This window comes from Cryptosporangium sp. NPDC051539, from assembly GCF_044454545.1.
GTDB lineage: Bacteria > Actinomycetota > Actinomycetes > Mycobacteriales > Cryptosporangiaceae > Cryptosporangium.
This window is the reverse complement of record NZ_JBITDV010000018.1, coordinates 104,551-126,152: the sequence shown is the minus strand read 5'-3', so window position 1 is coordinate 126,152 and position 21,602 is coordinate 104,551. Positions and strand designations below refer to the sequence as shown.

19 protein-coding genes are annotated in these 21,602 nt (G+C 72.8%); 9 read left to right on the top strand and 10 right to left on the bottom strand.

Going from position 1 to position 21,602, the window contains the following annotated elements; genetic code table 11:
• The first annotated feature begins 20 nt into the window (after nt 1–20).
• On the top strand, nt 21–2,129 hold the full coding sequence (locus ACIBZJ_RS39845) for an ArnT family glycosyltransferase (protein WP_395938822.1): 2,109 nt from the start codon (nt 21–23) through the stop codon (nt 2,127–2,129).
• Here ACIBZJ_RS39845 and ACIBZJ_RS39840 read toward each other — a convergent pair.
• Both ACIBZJ_RS39840 and ACIBZJ_RS39835 read right to left on the bottom strand, forming a co-directional pair.
• Complete coding sequence (locus ACIBZJ_RS39840; protein WP_395938821.1) at nt 2,087–2,326, bottom strand: hypothetical protein; 240 nt, start codon at nt 2,324–2,326, stop codon at nt 2,087–2,089. The two genes, ACIBZJ_RS39845 and ACIBZJ_RS39840, sit on opposite strands and share 43 nt — an antisense overlap.
• Before the next feature lie 76 nt (nt 2,327–2,402).
• The gene (locus ACIBZJ_RS39835) at nt 2,403–3,773 is read right to left on the bottom strand and encodes an FAD-binding oxidoreductase (RefSeq protein ID WP_395938820.1); all 1,371 of its coding nucleotides are present in this window, start codon (nt 3,771–3,773) and stop codon (nt 2,403–2,405) included.
• Nucleotides 3,774–3,855: 82 nt separating this feature from the next.
• On the opposite strand from ACIBZJ_RS39835, the gene ACIBZJ_RS39830 reads away from it, so the two are divergent.
• From ACIBZJ_RS39830 to ACIBZJ_RS39815, 4 genes are all read left to right on the top strand, one after another.
• Nucleotides 3,856–4,050, top strand: coding sequence for a hypothetical protein (locus ACIBZJ_RS39830; protein ID WP_395938819.1), 195 nt, complete (start codon nt 3,856–3,858; stop codon nt 4,048–4,050).
• On the top strand, nt 4,050–4,319 hold the full coding sequence (locus ACIBZJ_RS39825; protein ID WP_395938818.1) for a hypothetical protein: 270 nt from the start codon (nt 4,050–4,052) through the stop codon (nt 4,317–4,319). Before ACIBZJ_RS39830 ends, ACIBZJ_RS39825 begins: the two co-directional genes overlap by 1 nt.
• Before the next feature lie 26 nt (nt 4,320–4,345).
• Complete coding sequence (locus ACIBZJ_RS39820) at nt 4,346–6,949, top strand: LuxR C-terminal-related transcriptional regulator (protein ID WP_395938817.1); 2,604 nt, start codon at nt 4,346–4,348, stop codon at nt 6,947–6,949.
• An 82-nt stretch (nt 6,950–7,031) separates the two neighbouring features.
• Entirely contained in the window at nt 7,032–8,867 is a 1,836-nt protein-coding gene (locus ACIBZJ_RS39815; RefSeq protein WP_395938816.1) for a hypothetical protein, read from the top strand.
• Between the two features lie 61 nt (nt 8,868–8,928).
• On the opposite strand, the gene ACIBZJ_RS39810 is transcribed toward ACIBZJ_RS39815, so the two are convergent.
• From ACIBZJ_RS39810 to ACIBZJ_RS39795, 4 genes are all read right to left on the bottom strand, one after another.
• Nucleotides 8,929–9,687, bottom strand: coding sequence for a S1 family peptidase (locus tag ACIBZJ_RS39810; RefSeq protein ID WP_395938815.1), 759 nt, complete (start codon nt 9,685–9,687; stop codon nt 8,929–8,931).
• 386 nt (nt 9,688–10,073) lie between these two features.
• Nucleotides 10,074–10,661 (bottom strand): type IV toxin-antitoxin system AbiEi family antitoxin, encoded by a 588-nt coding sequence (locus ACIBZJ_RS39805; RefSeq protein ID WP_395938814.1) that lies wholly within the window; start codon nt 10,659–10,661, stop codon nt 10,074–10,076.
• A gap of 15 nt (nt 10,662–10,676) precedes the next feature.
• Entirely contained in the window at nt 10,677–11,378 is a 702-nt protein-coding gene (locus ACIBZJ_RS39800; RefSeq protein ID WP_395938813.1) for an MSMEG_1061 family FMN-dependent PPOX-type flavoprotein, read from the bottom strand.
• On the bottom strand, nt 11,375–12,139 hold the full coding sequence (locus ACIBZJ_RS39795; protein ID WP_395938812.1) for a siderophore-interacting protein: 765 nt from the start codon (nt 12,137–12,139) through the stop codon (nt 11,375–11,377). Before ACIBZJ_RS39795 ends, ACIBZJ_RS39800 begins: the two co-directional genes overlap by 4 nt.
• Nucleotides 12,140–12,202: 63 nt before the next feature.
• Here ACIBZJ_RS39795 and ACIBZJ_RS39790 point away from each other — a divergent pair, with 63 nt between their 5' ends.
• Nucleotides 12,203–13,168 (top strand): helix-turn-helix transcriptional regulator, encoded by a 966-nt coding sequence (locus tag ACIBZJ_RS39790; RefSeq protein WP_395938811.1) that lies wholly within the window; start codon nt 12,203–12,205, stop codon nt 13,166–13,168.
• Here the strand turns inward: ACIBZJ_RS39790 and ACIBZJ_RS39785 are convergent.
• The 3 genes from ACIBZJ_RS39785 to ACIBZJ_RS39775 form a co-directional block, all read right to left on the bottom strand.
• On the bottom strand, nt 13,159–14,076 hold the full coding sequence (locus ACIBZJ_RS39785; protein WP_395938810.1) for an SDR family oxidoreductase: 918 nt from the start codon (nt 14,074–14,076) through the stop codon (nt 13,159–13,161). The two genes, ACIBZJ_RS39790 and ACIBZJ_RS39785, sit on opposite strands and share 10 nt — an antisense overlap.
• Before the next feature lie 67 nt (nt 14,077–14,143).
• Complete coding sequence (locus ACIBZJ_RS39780) at nt 14,144–14,446, bottom strand: STAS domain-containing protein (RefSeq protein ID WP_395938809.1); 303 nt, start codon at nt 14,444–14,446, stop codon at nt 14,144–14,146.
• Nucleotides 14,447–14,510: 64 nt separating this feature from the next.
• Nucleotides 14,511–16,139, bottom strand: a complete 1,629-nt coding sequence (locus ACIBZJ_RS39775) for an ATP-binding protein (protein ID WP_395938808.1) — start codon at nt 16,137–16,139, stop codon at nt 14,511–14,513.
• 204 nt (nt 16,140–16,343) lie between these two features.
• Here ACIBZJ_RS39775 and ACIBZJ_RS39770 point away from each other — a divergent pair, with 204 nt between their 5' ends.
• Together ACIBZJ_RS39770 and ACIBZJ_RS39765 are read left to right on the top strand one after the other, a co-directional pair.
• Nucleotides 16,344–17,225, top strand: a complete 882-nt coding sequence (locus ACIBZJ_RS39770; RefSeq protein ID WP_395938807.1) for a hypothetical protein — start codon at nt 16,344–16,346, stop codon at nt 17,223–17,225.
• Nucleotides 17,226–17,470: 245 nt separating this feature from the next.
• Nucleotides 17,471–18,859 (top strand): OmpA family protein, encoded by a 1,389-nt coding sequence (locus tag ACIBZJ_RS39765; RefSeq protein WP_395938806.1) that lies wholly within the window; start codon nt 17,471–17,473, stop codon nt 18,857–18,859.
• Between the two features lie 25 nt (nt 18,860–18,884).
• Here ACIBZJ_RS39765 and ACIBZJ_RS39760 read toward each other — a convergent pair whose 3' ends face one another.
• Nucleotides 18,885–19,454 carry a DUF6318 family protein gene (locus ACIBZJ_RS39760; RefSeq protein ID WP_395938805.1) on the bottom strand — a complete coding sequence of 190 codons (570 nt, stop codon included), beginning with the start codon at nt 19,452–19,454 and terminating at the stop codon, nt 18,885–18,887.
• Nucleotides 19,455–19,767: 313 nt separating this feature from the next.
• Here ACIBZJ_RS39760 and ACIBZJ_RS39755 point away from each other — a divergent pair, with 313 nt between their 5' ends.
• Nucleotides 19,768–21,600, top strand: coding sequence for a substrate-binding domain-containing protein (locus ACIBZJ_RS39755; RefSeq protein ID WP_395938804.1), 1,833 nt, complete (start codon nt 19,768–19,770; stop codon nt 21,598–21,600).
• The last annotated feature ends 2 nt before the right edge of the window (nt 21,601–21,602 follow it).

The following is a 21,602-nucleotide window of genomic DNA, read 5'->3' as shown; positions in this document are numbered from 1 at the left end:
CTCCCACCCAGGAACCGTCGATGACCGCTCTCGAAACGCCCCCGCCGCGCACGTACGAGGCCCCGGCCCCGGCCGGTCGGTTCGCCCGGGTCTGGCGCGGACGCTCCGACGACCCCCGCTGGATCCGGCCGGCGCTGCTCGGGCTGCTGCTCGGCACCGCCGTGCTCTACCTGTGGGACCTCGGCTCCTCCGGGTGGGCGAACAGCTTCTACTCGGCCGCGGTCCAGGCCGGCACCCAGAGCTGGAAGGCGTTCTTCTTCGGCTCGTCCGACGCGGCGAACTTCATCACGGTCGACAAGACCCCGGCCGCGCTCTGGGTCATGGACATCTCCGCGCGGATCTTCGGCGTCAACGCCTGGAGCATCCTGGTCCCCCAGGCCGCTGAGGGCATTGCCGGTGTCGGCCTCCTGTACCTGGCGGTCCGCCGTTGGTACGGACCGGTCGCCGGTCTGATCGCCGGCGCCGTTCTGGCGCTCACGCCGGTCGCCACGCTGATGTTCCGGTTCAACAATCCGGACGCTCTGCTGGTGCTGCTCCTCATCGGAGCGGTGTACGCGACGATGCGGGCGATCGAGGCCACCAGCACCTGGTGGCTGGCGCTCGCGGGCGTGCTGATCGGTTTCGGTTTCCTCACCAAGATGCTGCAGGCGCTCGTGATCGTGCCGGTGCTGGGGCTGGTGTACCTGGTCGTGGCCGACACGCCGGTGCGGCGCCGGATCGTCGGATTGCTGATCGCGCTGGCGTCGATGATCGTCGCCGGGGGCTGGTGGGTCGTGGTCGCCGAGCTCTGGCCGTCGAGCAGCCGTCCGTACATCGGTGGGTCGCAGAACAACAGCGTGCTCGACCTGGTACTCGGCTACAACGGCCTGGGCCGGCTGTCGGGCGACGAAGCCGGGAGCGTGACACCGGGCGGCGGCGGCGCCGGGTCGTGGGGTGAGACCGGCTGGAACCGGTTGTTCAACTCCGAGTTCGGTACCCAGGCGTCGTGGCTGATCCCGGCGGCGTTGATCCTGCTGGTGGCCGTGCTGAGCGTCACGGCCCGGGCTCCGCGCACCGATCTCCGGCGGGCCGGGATGCTGCTCTGGGGCGGGTGGCTCGTCGTCACCGGGCTGGTCTTCAGCTACATGCAGGGCATCATCCACCCGTACTACACGGTGGCGCTCGCACCGGCGATCGGCGCGGTCGTCGGCATCGGCGCGGTCTCGGTCTGGCGGCTGCGCGGCGAGGACGCCGGTCGGGCCGTGCTCGCGGCGGCGATGGCCGCGACCGCGGTCTGGGGATTCGTCCTGCTCGGACGGTCGGACTGGCAGCCGTGGCTCCGCTGGGTCGTCCTCGTCGGCGGGCTCGCCGTCGCGGCCGGGCTCGCGTTCACCCCGCGTCTGGCGCGCCGGCTCGCGATCGCTCTGGCGGCGGCCGCCGTCGTGCTGGGGCTCGCGGCGCCGGCCGCGTACGCGGTCCAGACCGCCTCGGTGTCGCACGAGGGCGCGATCCCCAGTGCCGGTCCGGCCGGCGCCTCCGGCGGTTTCGGCGGACGCACGGCAGGCGCCCGATTCGGCGGACGCCAAGGAGCCGGCAATCCGGGCGGCTTCACGATGCCGGGCCGGCAGGGCCCGGGTCAGCTGGGCAACGGACAGCAGGGCAACGGGCAGCAGCAGTTTCCCGGTGGAACCGGGAGCCAGGGGACCCCGCAGATGCCGGGGGGAACCGGCGGCCCGCGGACGGGCGGCGGTAACCGCGGGGGCGGCAGCCTCCTCAACGGCAGCACGCCGAGCGCCGCACTCACCGCGCTCCTGAAGCAGGACGCCGGGAAATACACCTGGGTAGCGGCCACGATCGGCTCGAACAGCGCCTCCGGCTACCAGCTCGCCACCGGCGACCCGGTCATGGCCATCGGCGGCTTCAACGGCACCGACCCGACCCCGACCCTCGCCGCGTTCCAGCAGTACGTGCGGGCCGGCCGGATCCACTACTTCGTCGCCGGCGGCGGCAGGGGCTTCGGCGGCTCCGCCAGCTCGGGGACGTCGTCCGAGATCACCCAGTGGGTCGAGGAGAACTACACCTCGAGCACCGTCGGCGGCGTCACCGTCTACGACCTGACCTCGCCCTCCCGGGGCACCACCAACTCCTGACCGATCACCGCGATCGCATACCTCTCACCGCGCGGTGGAGGCGGTGCGCCCAGGTACCACCACTGGGCCCCGCACTCCGCGCACGCGTGGTGCTCGCCGTCGCCCACGTCGACCGCCCCGCGCTCGTGCGCGCACCACGGGCGCCCGCGCAGGATCCAGTCCCACTCGATCGCGGCGCTCCCCGTAGTGACCCCCACAACTACACGTTAAGCCCGCTCCGCCACGAATGATCCGCCATCGCACAGGTTGCAGCGATTCTGCAGCGCACCGTCCTCAGCGGAACACCTTGCCGGGGTTGAGGATGCCTTCCGGATCCAGGGCGTCTTTCACCGCCCGGTGCATCGCCTGCACCGCGGGCGACAGCTCCCGCGAGAGTCCACCGCGCTTCAGCAGCCCCACGCCGTGCTCCCCGGTGACCGTTCCGCCCAGCTCCAGCGCGTCGGACAGGATCTGCTCGAACGCCACCTCCGCCCGCTGCCTTGCGGCCGGGTCACCGGGCGGCGTGATGATCAGCGGGTGCAGGTTGCCGTCCCCGGCGTGCGCGAGGTTGGCGATCAGGACGTCGTTGCGCGCGGCCACCGCCTCGATGCGCCCCAGCATCTCGGACACCGCCGCCTTCGGGACGCACACGTCCTCGGTCAGCACCGGCCCGAGCCGCTCCAGCGCCGGATACGCCAGCCGCCGGGCCGAGAACAGCGCCTCGGCCTCGTCGGCATCGGTCGATCGAGCGGCCCACGTCGCTCCGGCCCGCTCGAAGCAGGCGAGCATCGTGGCAGCCTCCGCCTCGCCGGCCGGGCCGGGCGCGTCCGACCGGCCGAGCAGCACGACGTTCGCGTCGACCGACAGGCCCATGTTCTTCCAGGCGTCGACCGCGGCCAGGCAGTGCCGGTCCACCAATTCCAGCGCCGACGGCACGACCCCCGCCTCGCCCACCGCCCGCACGGCCTCACCGGCGTCGACGATCGAGTCGAAGTACCCGGCGACCGTCCGCTCCGGCGGGCGCGCCGGACGCAGCCGGACGGTCACCTCGGTGACGACGCCGAGCGTCCCCTCCGAGCCGACGACGAGCCCGGCGAGGTCGTACCCGGCGACACCCTTCGCGGTGCGCCGCCCGAGCCGGACCAGCTCCCCGGTGCCGGTGACGACCTCCAGCGCCAGCACGTAGTCCCTGGTCACGCCGTACTTCACGCAGCACAGGCCACCGGCGTTCGTCGCCACGTTGCCGCCGATCGTCGACCACGGCGCGCTGGCCGGGTCGGGCGGATACCAGAGGCCTTCGGCAGCGCACGCCGTCCGCAACACCTCGTTGACCACGCCCGGCTGCACCACGGCCAGCCGCTCGACCGGGTTGATCTCGACGATCCGCGTCATCTGCTCGGTGGAGAGCACCACGCAGCCGTCGATCGCGTTCGCACCGCCCGACAGGCCGGTGCCCGCGCCGCGCGGCACCAGCGGCACCCGGTGGCGCAGGCAGGCCCGCACGACCTCCTGCACCTCCGCGCTCGTCCGCGGGCGGACGACCAGCAGCGGCTTCCCGAACGGCGCCCATTCGGCCTCGTCGGACGCGTACGAAACCTGGACGTCGGGGTCTTCGACCAGCCGATCCGGGCCGAGCGCCGACCGCACTTCGTCCACAAGGGTCATCGCTCCAATCTACGTCCAGCCCTACCGGAAACCTCCGGCTACCTGGAGTGACCCGGTCCGTCCGCGCTGGTGTGCTCGACGCATGAAGGGTGTCCTCCGGTACGCAGCGCTCGCGTTCGGCCTCGCCTGGGGAGCCATCCTGGTGGCGATCGCGACCGGCCTCGCGGTGACGCTGACCGGCACCCACCCGGCCGGCTACGCCACGGTGGCCCTGCTCGCGCTCGCCGCGTTCGTCGTCCCGCCGATCTTCTGGGGCGAGGCCTGCACACGATGCTGATGGCGATCCTGCTCGGCTGGCTGTTCGTCCGCTCGGGCAGCGTCTGGGTCACCAGCCTCGCGCACGGCTGCTCGAACCTGGTCTGCGGCGTCGGCGGCGAGATCCTGCTGATCGAGAACGGTGGCCTCGGCCCGGTGGCTCTCGACGTGCTGCTGATGATCCCGATGGCCCTCGCCGCGGCCGCGATCCTGGCGACCGGCCAGTTCTCGGGCGGGGCCCGGCTCGCGCACAGGGCGTACCGTCGGGAGGTCGCTGGAAAAGACGGCTGACCGACCATTTCGGGGGTGGGTGCCGAGTGCCTCCGGACGCCGCACCGTTACTGGAGCGGGAGTCGCCGCTGCGTGCTCTCGGGGAGTTCGCGACCGAGGCCGGCCGCGGCCAGGGCCGTCTCGTGCTGATCGGCGGCGAGGCCGGCGTGGGCAAGTCCGCGCTGGTCGAACGGCTGAGCCGCGACCTGCCCGCCGCACGCTGGTCGTGGGGCGCCTGCGACGGCCTGTTCACGCCCCGCCCGCTGGGCCCAATGTTCGACCTGGCCGACGCCCTCGGCGGGAACTTCGCCGACCTCTGCCGGGCCGGCGCCGACCGCGAGGACCTGTTCCGCGGCCTGCTGCGCCGGATCCGGGCACGCGACGTGCTGGACGTCGTCGTCATCGAAGACCTGCACTGGGCCGACGACGCCACGCTCGACCTGATGCGCTATCTGGGGCGCCGGATCGCCGACGCCACCGCGTTGATCCTGGCCACGTACCGGGACGACGGGCTGGCCGCCGGCTCGCCGCTGCGGGTCGTCCTCGGTGACCTGGCCTCGCAGCGCTCCACCCGGCGCCTCGGGCTGGCGCCACTGTCCGTGCACGCGGTCGCCGAACTGGCCGGGCCGGGCCAGGCCGACGAGTTGCACCGGCTCACCGGCGGCAACCCGTTCTACGTCACCGAAGTACTGCGGTCGCCGACGCCGGACGTGCCGGGGTCGGCCCGCGACGCCGTGCTGGCCCGCGCCGCCCGCCTGAGCCCCGGCGCCCGTGACGTGCTCGACGTCGCCGCGCTGACCGGCACCCGGGTCGGGCTGCGCCTCCTGGAGGCGGTGACCGGCTGCTCACCGTCCGCCGTCGACGAACTCCTGAGCAGCGGGCTGCTGATCGCCGACACCGACGGCCTCCGCTTCCGCCACGAGATCGCCCGCCGGGCGGTCTCCGAGGCGGTTCCGCCGCATCGCGGCGGCCCGATCCACCGGCGCGCGCTGGCCGCGCTCGAGGCGTTCGGCAGCACCGACGACGCCCGGCTCGCGTTCCACGCCGAGGGTGCCCACGACGCGGCGGCCGTGGTCCGTCACGCCGGTGCCGCCGCGCGCCGGTCGGTGGCGCTGGCCTCCCACCGGGAGGCGGCCGCGCACTACGAACGCGCGCTGCGCTTCGCCGCCGGAATCGACGCGCCCGACCGCGCCGACCTGCACGAACGTCTGGCGGACGAACTCATGCTGCTCGATCGCTGGCACGAGGCCGAGGCCGCCGCCGAACACGCGCTGACGCTCTGGCGCACCGCGGGCGACCAGGCCCGGGTAGGCGGCGCACTCAGCCGCGTCTCGCGGATCCGGTGGAACGTCGGCCGCGGCGCCGACGCGTTCGCCGCAGCCGACGCCGCCGTGGCGACGCTGGAACCGCTCGGGCCCGGCGTGGACCTCGCGCGGGCCTACGCCACCTACGCCAACCTGCGCATGCTGCACTCCGACTACGGCGCCGCGGTCGGCCTGGCCCGGCGTGCCCAGACGCTCGCGACCCGCTTCGACGCCGCCGACGTGCTCAGCGACGCGCTGAACACCCAGGCCGCCGCACAGGCGTGCCAAGGTCTGGAGTGGACGGACATGATGCGCACGGCGCTGCGGATCGCCCGCGACGGCGGCCACCACGACCAGGCCGGACGCGCATACACCAACCTCTGCGGCCTCCACGTCGACCGGCGGCAGTTCGCCGAGGCCGAGACGTATCTTCCCGACGGCATCGCCTACTGCGACGAGCACGACGTCACGACCTACGCCACCTGCCTGCGGGGCGAACGGGCCAACATCCTCGACCGCACCGGCCGCTGGGAGGAGGCCGTCGAGCTCAGCGAGCAACTGCTCACCACGGTGGGCAGCACTCCGGGCGGACGGATGTGCTCGGTGATTCGGGTCGGCGGCATCCTGGCCCGCCGCGGGCACCCGGACGCCTGGACCTACCTCGACGAGGCGGTCGCGTCCGCCGACGCCGGAGGCGAGCCGCAGCACCAGATCCCGGCCCGGCTGGCCCGCGCCGAGGCGTTCTGGCTGGCCGGGGACCTGGCCGCGGCCCGCAGGGAGGCCGAGCTCGCCGACGACGTCTGCGCGACGAGCGACGTCTGGAGGCGGGGTGCGGTCGCGGTGTGGCTGAGGCGGGCCGGCTCCCCGCGTCCGCCGCGGGGCGAGATCACCTCTCCCGACCGGCTGCTGCTCGACGGCAAACCGGTCGAGTCGGCCCGGGAGTGGCTGACGATCGGATGCCCGTACGAGGCCGCGCTGGCCCTGCTCGACGCCCCCGACGAGCCGGACCTGCGCGACGCCCTGGCGCTGCTCACCGACCTGGACGCGTCCGCCGTGCTGCCCCTGGCGCGGCGGCGCCTGCGGGCACTGGGCGCGCGGACGATCCCGGCCGGTCCGCGGACCGCCACCCGCGCCCACCCCCAGGGGCTGACCCAGCGGGAACGCGAGGTCCTCGACCTGGTCCGTGACGGCCTGAGCAACGCCGACATCGCCGCGACCCTGTTCATCACGCCCAAGACCGTCAGCCATCACGTCTCGGCCATCCTGATGAAGCTCGACGTCCCCAACCGCACCGCCGCGGCCCGGTGGGCAGCGGAAACCACCGGCCGTTCGGCTACCCGCCCGTAGGCGGATCGGTTAGCGTTCTGGCCCGCTACGGTGAGGCCACTCGGCCGAACCGGGCGGCAGCAACGAGCAAGGTCGGTGACCGATGGCGGCGCACGACGCGTTCCTCACCTACGCGTGGTCCGACGGCAACAGCGTCGCGTCGACGCTCCAGCAGGCGATCCGCACGATCGGGAAGCCCTGGTGGCGGCGCAGCGCGCTGTCGGTGTACCGCGACACCACCGACACCGAGCCCAGCGGCTCGCTCCGGTCGGACCTGTTCGCCGAGCTCGACCGCTCCCGCTACCTGATCCTGCTGGCCTCGCGGAAGGCCGCACGCTCCCGCTGGGTAGAGCGCGAGGTCGGCTTCTGGCTGAGCAAGTTCGGCACCGACCGGCTGCTCCTCGTCCTCGTCGACGGCGAGATCCACTGGGGCCGCGACGACTTCGACTGGTCCCGTACCGACTGCCTCCCGCGCGCCCTCGCCGGCCGCTACCGCACGCCGCCGCCGTACGCCGACCTGCGCTGGGCGGTCGGCCGCGAGGACCTGTCGGTCCACGATCCGGACTTCCGCTCCGAGGCGGCCACGCTCACCGCCACGATCCTGGGGACGTCGAAACGCGAACTGCTTTCCGCGGACGTCGATCAGCACCGGCGGGCGCGGCGAACCGCGGTGTCGTCGATCCTGGCGCTGTCGGTGCTGCTGGTGCTGGCCCTGGTGCTCACGACCGTCGCGTTCGGGTCCGGCCGCGGCGCGGCCGCCGACCACCGCCGCGCCGACGCCGACCTGCACACGGCCGTCGCGCAGGCGATGCTCCGGGACGCCGTCCGGCTGCGTGCCACCGACCCGCGGCGCGCGCTGCAACTCGGCGTCGCGGCGCAGTACCTCGATCCCGGCGCCGGTACCCAGCAGGCGCTGACCGACACCGTGCGCACCACGACGTTCCGGGGCGCCACCCAGACCCAGCCGCTGGTCGGTGCCGTGCTGGATCCGGACGGGCCATCGGTGCTGATCCGCACGTCCGACCGGGCGGTGTCGGAGTGGAGCCTCGACGGCGAGCCCCAGCGGCGCTTCCGGCAGGCGTCCACCGCGTCGAAGATGAGCCGGACGGCGGACGGGAAGACGGCCGCGCTCGGCGGGCCCGACGGCGTGCAGCTCTGGGTGTCCTCGGCGACGGCCGGGACGTTGTCCTTCTCCGGCGTGACCGCGCTCGGGTTCGCACCCGACGGCCGGACGCTCGCGACCGGCGGGTCGCAAGGGCAGGTCCAGCTGTGGGACGTGTCGAAGCCGGCGTCGCCGACCGCGATCGGTGACGTGTTCGGCGGCGGCGCGGAGCCGGTGACCGCGCTGGCGTTCAGCCCGCGGCGCGACCTGCTCGCCTACGCCCGGAGCGGGACCGTCCGCCTCTGGAACGTCGCCGACCCGGCCCAGGCGCAGCAAGTCGCGACGATCGACGGGCTCGACGGCGTCGCCGACCTGGCCTTCAGCCCGGACGGGCGGCAGCTGGCGGTGGTGGCCGGTGGCGCCGTCCGGCTGGTCGACGTGTCGACGTCGGCGCCGGGCGCTCCGGTCGTGGTCCGGGGCCCCGACGGGGTGCGGTTCGAGGTCGTCGCCTGGTCGCCGGACGGCCGGCACCTGGCCGGCGGCGGCTCCGGCGGTGCCGTGACGACGTGGAACCCGTCGAGCCGGGCGCTCGTGACGTCGGCAGCCGTGCAGAAGGGGACCGTCCGCGACGTCGCGTTCGACCAGAAGTCGGCGACCCTGCTCAGCGCCGCGTCCGACGGCACCGTCGTCCGCTGGGACGCGGCCCCGGCCACGCCCCCGGTGACGGCGGTCGCTCTCCTCACCGACGCCTGCCGCCGCGCGGGCGGTGGGTTACCGGCGGACGTGTGGGCGTCGTACGCTCCCGGCATCGCCTACCGGAACACCTGCGCGCCCTGATCCGCTCGGGGGGAACGCCCTGGCCGCAGCGGCCGGGTGCCAACGGCCGCTGCGGGGTGGTTCAGCCGATCGTGTCGTGGATCCAGTCCGCGGCCACGTCCACCCGGGCGGTCGTCTCCTCGACGAAGTGCGGGCAGTCGGGGCCGGTGCTCTCGGTCGAGACGACCTCCGGGCCCTTGCGCGACTCGCGGAAGTAGGGCGCACCCGAGTCGAACAGGCACGCGCTCGTGCTCGGCGACGGAGCCTTGCCGATGACGCCGATCGTGGTGGCGGCGACGCTGCCGACCGAGAACAGGCCGGTCTGCAGGTGCTCGGCGGGCGTCCCGCTGGTGCCGTCGAGCGCGCCCCAGCCGGTCAGGCGCAGCTTCTCGCCGACCTGCGGAACGGATTCGGCGATGCCGATCGGCTTGATGCGCCTGACCGGGTGTGCGAGCTTGGCCAGCGCGATGTCGTTGACCGGCGACTGCTGGACCTCGGTGGCCTTCACGTCGACCCCGCCCGGACCGTCGGCCTCGACGCGACCCAGCGTGACCGTGGTGTCGTAGGGCACCGGGCCGCTGACCCTGGTGCCGTTGACGTCGTGGAAGCAGTGACCGGCGGTGAGGATCCACTGGCTCGAGACGAGGGCGCCGGAGCAGCCGCTGTTGCGAGTGGTGCCGTCGGGCTTCGGGATGCCGGTCATCGTCAGCTTCGCCGAGAACCGGTATTTGCCCTCCGGAACCGGCCAGCCGTTGGCGATCGCCTGCGCGGGAGCGGCTCCCACGAACACGATGGCGCCCACAGTGACGGCGGACAGAGCTAATGCGGACAGCGGGCGCATGCGGACCCTTCATCGGCAATTCTGGTCAAAATCGGTGGTTCTGGGTAAGGAAAGTCGGCGACGTTCGGTAACCGAGATCCTTCCTAGCGCGGACCAACCCACCCCCGCTCGTGATTGGACAGATTCCCGTCAATCACTCATGTCACACCACGCCCTTCCCTCGCACGCTCAGCCCGCGTCGTGGATGAACCGTTTTCCGTGCCTGGGCATGAGCAAATCTCCATCCATGCCGCCCGCGTGATCCACGCGCACGCCGCGGAACCCTCGCGCACGCGCCGCGCACGTCTGCTCGATCTGGGCCAGGACCCGGCCGGGTTCGGCCCGGACTTCACGTGGTGTGAAGTGCAGTGTCAGTACGCCGTGAGCGGCGAGCACGTTGTGACGCATCAACGTGCGCTGCCGTCACGCAGCTCCGAAAGCACCCGCCGAAGCACCGCGCTGCCGCGCACCGGCCCCGAGGTCAGCTCGGTCTCGAGCCGTTCGATGCTCGTCAACCCCCGCTGGACGAGATCGGCCAAAAGCGCTCGGGTGTCTCCGACCGCATGCCCGGCCCGCGCCGCGTCCGCCGCCGCCCGCGCGACGCTGCACACCGTCAAGCCGTTTCGCACCAGAGCGTGCGGATCAAGGCGGGTGGTACGGATGATCCGCACGAAGCCGCAGGACGCACGCCGACGCTCCGCCGGGATCAAGACCGAGGTCAGGGCGTCGGCCGGCACGTAGCGCGCCCCGTGCCACCGCAACGCCGCCGTGCCGGTCACCTGGGAGTCGCGCCCGCCGTAAAGGCAGGCGCCGGTCAGCCACTGCTCCGGGGTCGGTTCACCCGTGAACGTGGCCACCAGCCCCGGCAGAGCCCGGCGCCATGTCCCCCGGGAGATGCGCCAATCGATCGCCGCGTCGGTCAGCCCCGTCGCCAGGGCCTGACTCCGGAGCACCAGTCCACGCTGGTACGCGATCACCTCGGGCAGAGACTCCATGCTGGTCAGGCTGGTTCATCCACCGCGCCGTCGCCCGGCGACCGGTGCCGCCTGTGGACAACCCGCCGGCCTGTGGACCTCACGCTCCGCGGGATAGCGGCGTTCTACGCCCGGCAGGGGGTCGTCCCAGTAGGCGGACTGGCTGGAGAAGAGTTCCTTCACACTCGGAAGCGCCTCGGGCTCGGGCCAACTGCCGGGCCTCCACAGGCCACCCCGCACCGGCGCCTGCCCGCAGTGCAGGAACAGTTCCTCCACCTCCACCACGGTGCCGAGCATCGGCGACTTCCCGCGATCGTCGGCGAGCACCGCCCCGGTCTCCGGCAGCTCCGCGAGCCACGGCGCCTCCCGGACGATCGTCGCCCGCCCGTTGACCCGCACGGTCTCGCGCGCGCCCGGCACCAGGAACAGCATCCCGACGTTCGGCCGCTCGACGATGTTCCGGAAGCTGTCGATCCGCCGGTTGCCGGGCCGATCACCGAACGCGAGGTGCCGCTCGTCCAGCACCCGCACGCCGCCGGCTCGCTCGCCGCGGGGCGATACGTCCACCCGGCCGTCGGACCCCACGGTGGCCAGCAGGAAGTACGTCGACGCCGACAGGAAGCGCCCGGTCTCCTCGTCGATCACCGGAATGATCTTGTACTTCATGTGCGGATGCGGTTCCTCGACGAAACCGCGGAGCTCCTCCACGGTGGTCACCGGCCGGCCGAACGGGCTCACGCCGCGTCCTCCGACACCCCGGCCCGCCAGTACCCGCCGAAGTAGTGCTGCTTCGCCGTCCAGCCCCGCTCGCCGACCAGGTGGCGCCGCACGTCGCGCACGTCCGCCGCCTCCCCGGCGACCCAGGCGTAGGGAACGCCGTCCGGCAGGTCCAACGCCGCCACGGCCGGGGCGAGCGACGCCGGCCCGGTCAGCCAGGTCACCGACACGTCCCGGCCCGGAGTCGGCAGCACCCGGACGTCGGCCGGTGTCGGGACCCGCACGATCACCCGCGCCACCGCCGACGCCGGCAGCGTCTCCAGGATCGCCGCGATCGCCGGCAGCGCGGTGTCGTCCCCCACCAGCAACTGCCAGTCGGCGCCGCCCGGCTCGTAGGCGGTCGCGGCCCTGGCCGCGTCGGGCACGGCCGCCGCGATCACGCCGACCGTGCTGCCCACCTGCGCCCTCGAAGCCCAGGCGGACGCCGGCCCGGCCACGCCGTGCAGCGCGAACTCGACGTCCAGGCGCCCGGTGCCCGGATCCTGGGAGCGGATCGTGAACGTCCGCATCACCGGCCGCACGTCGTCGGGCAGAGCCCGGTACGAGCCCCACCAGTCCTCGCGCGACGGCAGCACCAGGTCGCCATCGCGTGCGAACAGAAGCTTCATGCGCTGATCGAACCCGTTGCAGCACACGCCCCCGAGACCACCTAACGTGATCCGCACGACGCTCGGGCTCACCGTCTGCACCGCGACCACCGACGCCGCCACGACGACCGTCACGACCGTCCCCTCCCCGATCGATCTACTTAGGCACGCCTAACCTAACAGCCGAGGGAGACCTGGATGCGCGCGGAACGGCTGGTGGCCCTCCTCTTCGTTCTGCAGCGCCGGACGGCAGCCACCGTCCCCGAGCTGGCCGGCGAACTCGGCGTCTCCGAACGCACGCTGCACCGCGACCTGGCCGCCCTCCGCGAGGCCGGGGTGCCGCTCTGGACCGAGACCGGCCGCCACGGCGGCGTCCGTCTCGTCGAGGGTTGGCGCTCCCAGCTCGACGGCCTCACGTCCCGGGAGGCCGTCGCCCTGTTCGCGATGGGCGTCCCGCGCGCGCTGGCCGAACTCGGCCTCGGCACCGCGGTCTCGGCCGCGCACGCCAAGGTCGCCGCCACCCTTCCGGCCGAGCTCCGCGACCAGGCCCAGGTCGTGGCGCACCGTTTCCACCTGGACGCCCCCGACTGGTTCCGGGTCGCCGACGACACCGATCACCTCGCGACCGTCGCCCGCGCGGTCTGGAACCAGCACCGCCTCCGGGTGAAGTACCAGCGCAACGAGTCGATCGTCGAGCGCACCGCCGACCCGCTCGGCCTCGTCCTCAAAGCCGGTGTCTGGTACCTGGTCGCGAACGTCGGGACAGCACTGCGGACCTACCGCGTCGGCCGCATCGCCGCCGCCGAGGAGCTCGACGAGATCTTCGAACGACCCCCGGGGTTCGACCTCGCCGCCTGGTGGCAGCAGTCGTCCGCGCGCTTCGAGCGCTCGCTCCGGCGCATCGACGTGCGGGTGCGGCTCGGCCCCCGTGCCTTCCGTGGCCTCCCCAAGATGCTCGATCTGGACGTCACTCGGGACGCGCTGCGCACCGCGGCACCTCCGGACGCCGAAGGCTGGCGCGAAGTCACGCTCGCGCTGGAATCACCGGAGATCGCCGCCGGGCAGCTCCTGGGATTCGGCCCCGAGGTCGAGGTCGTCTCGCCACCCGCCGTGCGCGCCCTCTTCGCCGAGGCCGCACGACAGATGGTGGAGCGTCACCGGTAGCCGGTCGCGTCGGCGGGTTTACCGGCCTGCTCGACCTCGACCAGGTACCGCCACGCGTCCGGCCGGCTGCCGTCCACGTCGACGACGCCGTACTGCTGCGCGAGCGAGCCGCTGTCGAGCGTCTGGCCCGAGAACCGCGCCCGGTCGGGGTCGGCGGCCAGCGCCGCGACCGTGCGCCCGACGTACGTCGGCGACTCGGAGATGACGAAGTGCGGCACCTTCGCCAGCGCGTCCCGCCAGTTCTCCTCGCGGACGCCGAACGCGTCGAGCATCGCCTCCGACCGCAGCCAGCCGGGAGTGAACGCCACCGCGGTGACGCCGTGTTCGGCCAGCTCGAACGCCTCGGCCTTGGCCATCCCGTGCGACGCGTACTTGGCCAGGTAGAACGCCAGCGCGGTGCCTTTCCGGAACTGCTGGTTGTACTCCTCGGTGCCGTCGGTCATCTCGACGACGAGCCCGCCCGGCCGACGCGTCACCAGCGGCAGCAGGAAGTGGCTGGTGATCACGTGCGCGTCGATGCCCAGGTGGAGCATCCGCAGGCTCGCGCCGAGATCGTGCTCCCACACCGGCTTGCCCCACTGCAGATGCGGGTCGCCGCCCCAGAGCCCGTCGACCAGCACGTCGAGACGGCCGTGCCCGGCGTCCACCCGTTCGGCGAGCGTGCGCACCTCGTCCGCCTCGAGGTGGTCGACGCGGACCGCGACGCCGGAGCCACCGGCGGCCTCGATCAACCCGACGGTCTCTTCGATCGTCTCGGGCCGATCCACCTCCGAACGGCGGCCCGCCGACGACCGGCCGGTCACGTAGACGAAGGCCCCGGCCCTCCCCAGTTCCACCGCGATCGCGCGGCTCGCGCCGCGTGTGCCACCCGCTACCAGGGCCACCGTGCCAGTGAGATCAACTGTCATGGGAGCACCCTGACCCAGAACCCTGCCAACCCCCGTCAACGTTTCCAGAAATCATCGGCCACCGGACTCAGCGGACCGGCAGCGACACCAGCGCATCCATCCCGGTCCGCGTCAGCACCGTGCGGACGAACTCCGGCAACCCGCTGACCACGATCGGGGCCGACACCCGCGCGGCCAGCCCGGACACGAAGTTCAGCCCGGTCGCCCCGAAGAACGTCACTCCGGTCAGGTCCAGCACCACTCGATCACACCGCGCCGACGTCGCGACGACCTGATTCAGCAGGCCGGTCACCGCCGGATCAACCGCGCCGCGCAGCCAGACCAGGAGCAAGCGGTCCGAGCGCACCCACTGCACGGGATTTTCGTCCACCCTAGGTTCTCCTCAGTCGGTACGTCCGGTGCGAACGGCCGACTGCTTGACCCGTCTCCGATTGTCACCCAGCTCCGCCGGTCGGGCCACCGACGGGAAGCCGCACGACCACCGTCATACCGGAGTGATCACCGTACGTGACATCGATTTCACCGCCGTGCGCGCGGACGACCGCGCGGGTGAGGCTCAGCCCCACCGCGTCATCGGGAATGTGCCGTTCGGGCGCGTCGGCACCGGCAGCGCTCCGCCGGACCCGCCGCCGCTCGTCCGGCGGCACTCCGATCCCGGAATCGACGACTGTGAGCTCCGCGACACCCGGATCGTCCCGCAGGCCCACGTACACGTTCCCGCCGGTCGGCGTGAACTGCACCGCGTTGCCCAGCACCGTGTCGACGACGTGCCGGAGCCTCCGGGCGTCCCCCTGAACGAGCAGGTGGGTCGGCAGGCCGGTGTGCAGCATCACGCCGGAAGTCCGGGCGAGGTCCTCGACCACGGCCGACACCAGGGCCGCGAGGTCCACGGTCCGCACCGCCAGGCCACCGCTTCCGCCCTCGAGGGCGGTCAGGTCGAGCAGGTCGTCGAGGACCGCGCCGACCGCGGCCGCGTCGCGGCCGATCTCCCGCAGGCCGGGGTCGCGGGTGGCGCGCGCTTCCACCATCCGGACGATCGACGCGAGCGGAGTACGCAGCTCCTGCCCGACCAGCGTGTAGAAGTCCTCCTTCGTCCGGGCCAGCTCGCGGGCGAGCTCGTCGGCGCGCAGCCGGGACAGGAAGTGGCCGACCTGATTGGCGATCGAGCTCAGCTGCAGCACGACCCGCTCGCCGTCGTCCTCGCGGTGATCGGCGATGGCCGTCAGCACGCCGAGCACCGCGCGGCCGTCCCGCACCGGCACGCACACCACTGCCCGGACGCCGTCGGCGGCGAGCCGGCGCGCGCGGTCCGGGAAGTCGCTGGTCGGCACTCGGTCGGTGCGCAGGATATCCGGGATCCACATCGGCTCTCCGGTGTCCCAGACGATGCCGCCGACGCCCCAGCCGCGGGCGACGGTCGGCGGGGTGATCGAGTCGAGCGAGCGGCCGGCAGCATCCCAGTGCGCGGCCAGGCGCATCACGTCGGCGACCTCGTCGACCAGCCACAGCTGGGTGTGCGGCCAGCCCATCGCGCTCGCGACCGCCCGGACCAGCGCCGAGGCGACGTCGGCGACCGAGGTCGCCCCGGCCAGCGCACGGGCCACCCGGAGCTCGCACTCGCGGAACCGCTCGGCGCGCAGCCGGACCGTGATGTCCCGGAACGCGGTCACCGCGCCGAGCGTCCGGCCGTCCGGCGTGCGGATCGGGTGGGCGGTCGCCTCGGCGTGGCGCGGGAGACCCTCGGGCACCGCGATCCGGACCTCGACGCGCTCCACCGACTCGCCGCGGAGCGCGCGGTCCATCGGACGGTCCACCGCGGGCATCCCGGTGCCGTCCGGGTAGGTGAGGCTCTCCCGGATCAGGCGGTCGAGCAGGTCGAGATCGGCGTCCTCGGCCGGCCACTGGTAGAGCGCCCGCAGGGAGGGGTTGGCCAGCACCAGGCGCCCGGCGTCGTCGTAGGCCGCGACCCCGGCTTCCAGGCTGTCGACCAGCGCGGACGTGAACGCGTCCGAACCGGCGCGCCAGGCTTCCTCGCAGCCACCGCGGGCGGGGGAGGTCGACATGCGGGCCCTTCGACTCCTCGCGGCCACCGCGCCCTGCCGTCGGAAACCCGCAAATCGGTCAGATAACTCGCGAGAATACGCGGTGACGGGCGCGGGGACCGCCCGCCGAACACAGATCGGACTTATCGGGAATACAGGTCGGGGATCCATTCGTTCGGCGCGTCGGCGTCGTCAGAACGTGTCTGGGCTTGTTATTTTAGGACGGTGCCGGACTCGACGATCGCCACATTGGACGCTCTCGTGGCCGCGGCCGCGATCGGGCGGAGCCCGGCCCGGCTGCGGCAGCTGCGGTGGCTCGCGGGCGAGTTGACGCTGTTCGTCGGCCAGGACCCCGGCCGTCGTCCACCCCGGACGCTCGCGGGCTGGTTCGACCCCGCGCTCGTCGGCCCGTTCCTCGCCGCGGCGGACGCCGGACAACTCCGCCGCCGGGGCGAGGCTGGCCGCCCGTCCGGAAACGCGACCCGCAGCGTCCGGCGCAGTTGCCTGCGCATCCTCGCGCGGCACCTGAGCCTCCCCGACCCGGTTCCCGACGAGATCCCCCGCCCCGCGCCGCTCACCAGGGTGGACGCCGTCCCGGCGAGCATGGCGCTGGGCCACCTCGCGACCCGCGCCGACCGGACTCGCTCGGCCGGTGCGGTGCGGGCCGCCGCGATGGCCGCGGTGACCCGCGAACTCGGCCTCCGCACCGGCGAGATGGCGGCACTGACGCTGGCCGACGTCGACCTCGCGGCCGGAACGCTGACCTGGCGTCCGGCGGCACCGCGGTCGGGGCCGTCACCGGAGCCGCGCACCGCCCGCCTCACCCACGCGACCCAGGCCGCGCTGCGCGACTGGCTCGAGGTCCGACCGGCCCTCGTGACGATGGCCCCGCGGTCGAAGGCGCTGTGGGTGTCGATCCGCGGCAACCACGACGGGTCGGGCCTGCGGCGTCCGCCGGGGATGCCGTTGCGTCCCAACGGGATCCGCCGGTCGCACGACCGCGCGGTACAGGACTGCAACGTGAACCTGGCCGGCGAGCCGGGCTACCAGCCGCTCCCCCGCGTCCCGGGCCGGCTGAGGCCGGACGAGCCACCGGCCGAAACGTAGGAGGACCTCGCCGCCGGCGCCCCGTGGCGGCGAGATCCTCCCGGGTCGGCGCGCCCCGGTTGCCGCCGCCGCACCGGCGACAACCGGGATTGCGCTGCCGAGGACCACGGTGCCGAAACGGCATTTCGTCCGGACATCCGGTCAGTTTCCGGTCTGGAACATTCGTCCTCAGGCGCGCCGCGCAGTGCGCCGATCGTGCCCGATGCGTTACTTTTGTCCCGTTCGGCGACCGAGAGGGACGAATCATGACCCGAGCCCGGCCGAGAGTGCGCCTGCTCGTCCTGGCCTGCACGGCGCTCCTCGCGGTGGATCCGGTCGGGACGAGTCCGGTCAGGGCGGATCCGGCGGCCGCCCCGGCCGCTCCCACCGCCCCGGCCGCTCCCACCGCGGCGACCGTGCCCGACGCGCTCGACACCACCCTCGGCGCCATCGGGCTCGCACTCCCCGGCCAGCAGCTGACGCTCCTCGGCGCCGGTTACGGCCCGAACACCACCGCCGACGCACTGCTCGACCCCCGCGTCACCGCCACCCGGCTCGGCACCGGCACCGCCGACGACCGCGGCAACGTCACGCTGACCGTCACGCTCCCGGCCACCCTGACGACGGGCCGGCACACGGTCGCGCTCACCGGTACCGCACCGGACGGCGGCTCGCTCCGCCGCCGCCTGCACGTCACGACCCCGGACACCGCGCTGAGGACCGACGCGCCCGGCGAGCAGTCGGTCGTGCTGCCGATCCCGCGCGGCGGCTGGGTGACGCTCCTCGACAAGACCGACGAGCCGGTCACGTTCGTGAGCAGCCGCAACCAGGGCACGTACTCGATCGACCCGTCCACCGGCCGGATCCTGTTCGCCCCGCGGGGCATCTTCTGGGGCGCGGTCCGCCCGGTGCACTTCCAGATCACCGACGCCGCCGACCAGCGCATCCGCGGCACCTGGTCGCCGACCGTCTCCGCGCGTCCGATCCCGACGGTCCGGGCCGCGAAGCGGACGATCGCCGACGACGGCACCGCCCGGATCGGCTGCACCGCCGGCCCGATCCCGGTCCGCAAGTGCACGGTCACGCTCGATGCCGTCGTCGGCGACGAGAACGTCGCGCTCGGCACCGGCACCGCGGAATCCGCCAACCCGGTACCCGGCACCCGGGTCGTGGACGTCACCCTCACCCCGCGCGGACGCACGCTCGCCGGGCGTCCCGGGGGGATCGACGCCGGGATCACGACCCGGATGTGGGTGCCCGGCAAGAGCGAACCCGTCGGGGCGGACGCCACCACGATCCTCGTCGCGAGCACGGTGAACGCCCCGCACCCGGTCCTCTACACCGCCGGGCAGCAGGGCGTCCCCGACGCCGCACTGCCCTACCTCAACGCGCTGCGGGGGCGGATGCTCGGCGTCACGACCGTGACCTGCACCGGCGGCACCGACGACGCCGGGGACGCGGACGCCAACCGGCGCGTCGCCGAGGAGCGGGCGCGAGCCGTCTGCGTCTACCTGACGACGGGCCGGACCGCGCGGAGCGTCGTCCGGAGCGTGGGAGAGACCCACCCGGTGGCGGAGAACACGACCGCCGGCGGACGCGCCCGCAACCGGCGGGTGGAGATCACGTTCGGCTACGTCGAAGCGAAGACGGTGTAGTCACCGCCTCCGGGCGCGCCCGTGCCTAGATGATCTGATCGGCCGAGTCGATGCCACGGACCTTCCAGCCGGTGGAGGTCCACTGCACGCGCACGTCGCAGTCGGCGAAGCTCTTGCCGTCCAGCCGCCCCCGCGGGACGCCCAGCGGGCTGGAGCCCTGACGCGGGCTGCGGTCGTAGGAGACGGCCACCGACATCACGTCCTGGGCGAAGTCCTCGTAGGTGTTCGCGTCCCGGATCGTGTACAGGCCGCCCTGGAGCGAGCCGCCGTCGTTGTAGTTGTCCTGGATCACGCCGATCGCCTGCCGGCAGGCCGAGCAGGCGTCCGAGCTGGCTTTCTGCAACTGGTCGACGTTGCCGGTCTGGATCGCGTAGCTCAACGTCGCGAACCAGTACTCGGTGAACGCCGCGGCGCCGTCCCGGTCTCGCTGCTTCGCCTCCGGTACTTCGCCGGGAGGAGTCACTTTGGCGGTCGAGGGCGTCGCCGACGGTTCGACCTTCGAACCGGACGAATCCCCGGAATTGCCGCACCCCACCACGGTGGCCAGCCCGAGGCCCGCAGCGAGAATGGCTCGGGCTACCCGAGCAGCACTCATCGCACCACCCCGTTCCGCGATCACGCCGGAAGATTAACCGGCGATAACCCGGAGTCGCAGAAGTTCGCGGTATCTGCGCCCGCTATTGAGCCATTACCCCCGCTGGTCCCGAAAACTGTGATCTCCGCGTGACCGGACCCCTGCGCAAACGCCCGCTTTTTCGACAATGCGTTACGGAAGAATTGCGGAACGAAGTCTTCTCAGTGTTATCCCCATGCCCACTGCCAGTAAAGCTACCGATGCGTAGACTCCGCCGGGGAGCCCGGGACGCCCACTCCGCGGCCCGGCGCGAGGCGACCCGGAGGAACGCTCAATGGCTACCGGTCGGCAACGTCGCCGCCAGGCGACGCGCCGGGAAGAGTTCGCGGCCGACGCCGCCGCACAGGCGCCACGCCGCCGATCACGACGCCTGCCGCCCTGGATCGCCGCCACCGTCGTCGCGGTACTGGTCTTCACCGGTGTGACCGCCGGTTACGTCTTCGCTGCCGGAGCCGGCTGCGACGGATCGCCGACCACGCTCTCGGTCGTGACCTCCCCCGACCAGGTGAACGTCGTCCGATCGCTGGCCGCGTCCTGGCAGGACGGGAAGCCCGAGGTCGACGGTCGCTGCACGAAGATCGTCGTCACCGCCGAGGAGTCGCGCGACGTCGCCGGCGCGCTGAGCCCGGACTGGGAGAGGTCCGGCGGCGACGTGACCCGCCCCGACGTCTGGATGCCCGACTCGACCACCTGGCTCCTCTCCGCGGCCCGCCGCGAGAACGTCGCGCCGATGCTCTCCGGAGACCACACCAGCGTGGCGAGCTCGCCGGCCGTGATGGCGATGCCGCGCCCGATGGCCGAGGCGCTCGGCTGGCCCGCCAAGCAGATCTCCTGGGGCGACTTCATCGGCATGCACTTCCTCGACAAGACCTGGAAGAACTACGGCCACGCCGACTGGGGCGCGGTGAAGCTAGGCATGGCCGAACCGACCACGTCGACCGCCGGGCTGCTCAGCCTGATCCCGATCTCCGACCGCAACGCCGACGACAAGATCTCGCTGGACGAGGCGAAGGCGCTACTCGTGTTCGCGCGGACGGTCTCCGACCGCAAGCCCGACAGCGACGGCTGGTTCTCCGAGCTCGCGAAGGCACCCAGCCAGGGCGCCGCACTCAAGACGGTCAGCGCGTTCCCCGCGCTCGAGCACGACATCGTCGCGTTCAACCAGGCGAAGCCACCGGTGAAGCTCGTCCCGATCTACCCGGGTGAGGGCACGGTGTTCGCCGACTACCCGTACACCGTGCTCAAGGCCAGCTGGGTCGACTCGTTCCGCCGGAAGGCCGCCGGTGCGTTCCTCGCCCACCTGCAGACCAGCAAAGCCAGGGAGGCCTACGGCCGGGCCGGGTTCCGCACCGCCGACCGCTCCACCCGATACGCCGGTGGCACCCTCGGTGAGCTGGGCTTCTCCGACCAGGTCGGCGCGGTCGCCCGTACCGTCGGCTCGGCCTCGACGGTCGACCGCACGGTCGTCTACTGGTCCGCACTCGAGCGCACGACGACGTTCCTCGCGGTCGTCGACACGTCCGGCTCGATGGTCGAGAAGCTCGGCGACAAGTCCCGGATGCAAGTCGTCCAGGAAGCCGCGATCAAGGCGATCTCCCTGTTCGCCGACGACTCGCACGTCGGCCTCTGGCAGTTCTCCACCAACCTGGTCGGCAGCCAGGACTGGCGGCAGGTGCTGCCGCTGACCCGGGCCGGATCGACCGACCCGAAGACCGGCAAACCCTGGCGCGAGGTCGGCATCCAGAAGGTGCTGGGCCTGACTCCGGGCGGCAACACCGGGCTGTACGACACCGTGCTCGCCGCCTACAAGTACATGCAGCAGCACTGGCAGCCCCGCCAGCTCAACCTCGTCGTCGTGCTCACCGACGGACGCAACCAGGACGACAACGGCATCAGCCGGGCGTCCCTGCTGAGCCAGTTACGCGGCTTGGCCAAGCCCGACCGGCCGGTCCAGGTGATCACGCTCGGCCTCGGCGACGGCGTCGACGAGAAGGAGCTCTCCCAGATCTCCACCGCGACCGGCGGAAGGTCCTACAAGGCCAAGGACGCCGACGACCTCGAACGCCTGTGGCTCGCCACGATCCTCGGTGAGTCCCCTCCGAAATAACT

Bases quoted from the DNA above. Each gene is read 5' to 3' on its own strand.
- ACIBZJ_RS39785 (WP_395938810.1), bottom strand. From the start codon at position 14,076: ATGACAGTTGATCTCACTGGCACGGTGGCCCTGGTAGCGGGTGGCACA.
- ACIBZJ_RS39805 (WP_395938814.1), bottom strand. From the start codon at position 10,661: ATGGAGTCTCTGCCCGAGGTGATCGCGTACCAGCGTGGACTGGTGCTC.
- ACIBZJ_RS39810 (WP_395938815.1), bottom strand. From the start codon at position 9,687: ATGCGCCCGCTGTCCGCATTAGCTCTGTCCGCCGTCACTGTGGGCGCC.
- ACIBZJ_RS39845 (WP_395938822.1), top strand. From the start codon at position 21: ATGACCGCTCTCGAAACGCCCCCGCCGCGCACGTACGAGGCCCCGGCC.
- ACIBZJ_RS39835 (WP_395938820.1), bottom strand. From the start codon at position 3,773: ATGACCCTTGTGGACGAAGTGCGGTCGGCGCTCGGCCCGGATCGGCTG.
- ACIBZJ_RS39775 (WP_395938808.1), bottom strand. From the start codon at position 16,139: ATGTCGACCTCCCCCGCCCGCGGTGGCTGCGAGGAAGCCTGGCGCGCC.
- ACIBZJ_RS39815 (WP_395938816.1), top strand. From the start codon at position 7,032: ATGGCGGCGCACGACGCGTTCCTCACCTACGCGTGGTCCGACGGCAAC.
- ACIBZJ_RS39760 (WP_395938805.1), bottom strand. From the start codon at position 19,454: ATGAGTGCTGCTCGGGTAGCCCGAGCCATTCTCGCTGCGGGCCTCGGG.
- ACIBZJ_RS39790 (WP_395938811.1), top strand. From the start codon at position 12,203: ATGCGCGCGGAACGGCTGGTGGCCCTCCTCTTCGTTCTGCAGCGCCGG.
- ACIBZJ_RS39765 (WP_395938806.1), top strand. From the start codon at position 17,471: ATGACCCGAGCCCGGCCGAGAGTGCGCCTGCTCGTCCTGGCCTGCACG.
- ACIBZJ_RS39755 (WP_395938804.1), top strand. From the start codon at position 19,768: ATGGCTACCGGTCGGCAACGTCGCCGCCAGGCGACGCGCCGGGAAGAG.
- ACIBZJ_RS39825 (WP_395938818.1), top strand. From the start codon at position 4,050: ATGGCGATCCTGCTCGGCTGGCTGTTCGTCCGCTCGGGCAGCGTCTGG.
- ACIBZJ_RS39830 (WP_395938819.1), top strand. From the start codon at position 3,856: ATGAAGGGTGTCCTCCGGTACGCAGCGCTCGCGTTCGGCCTCGCCTGG.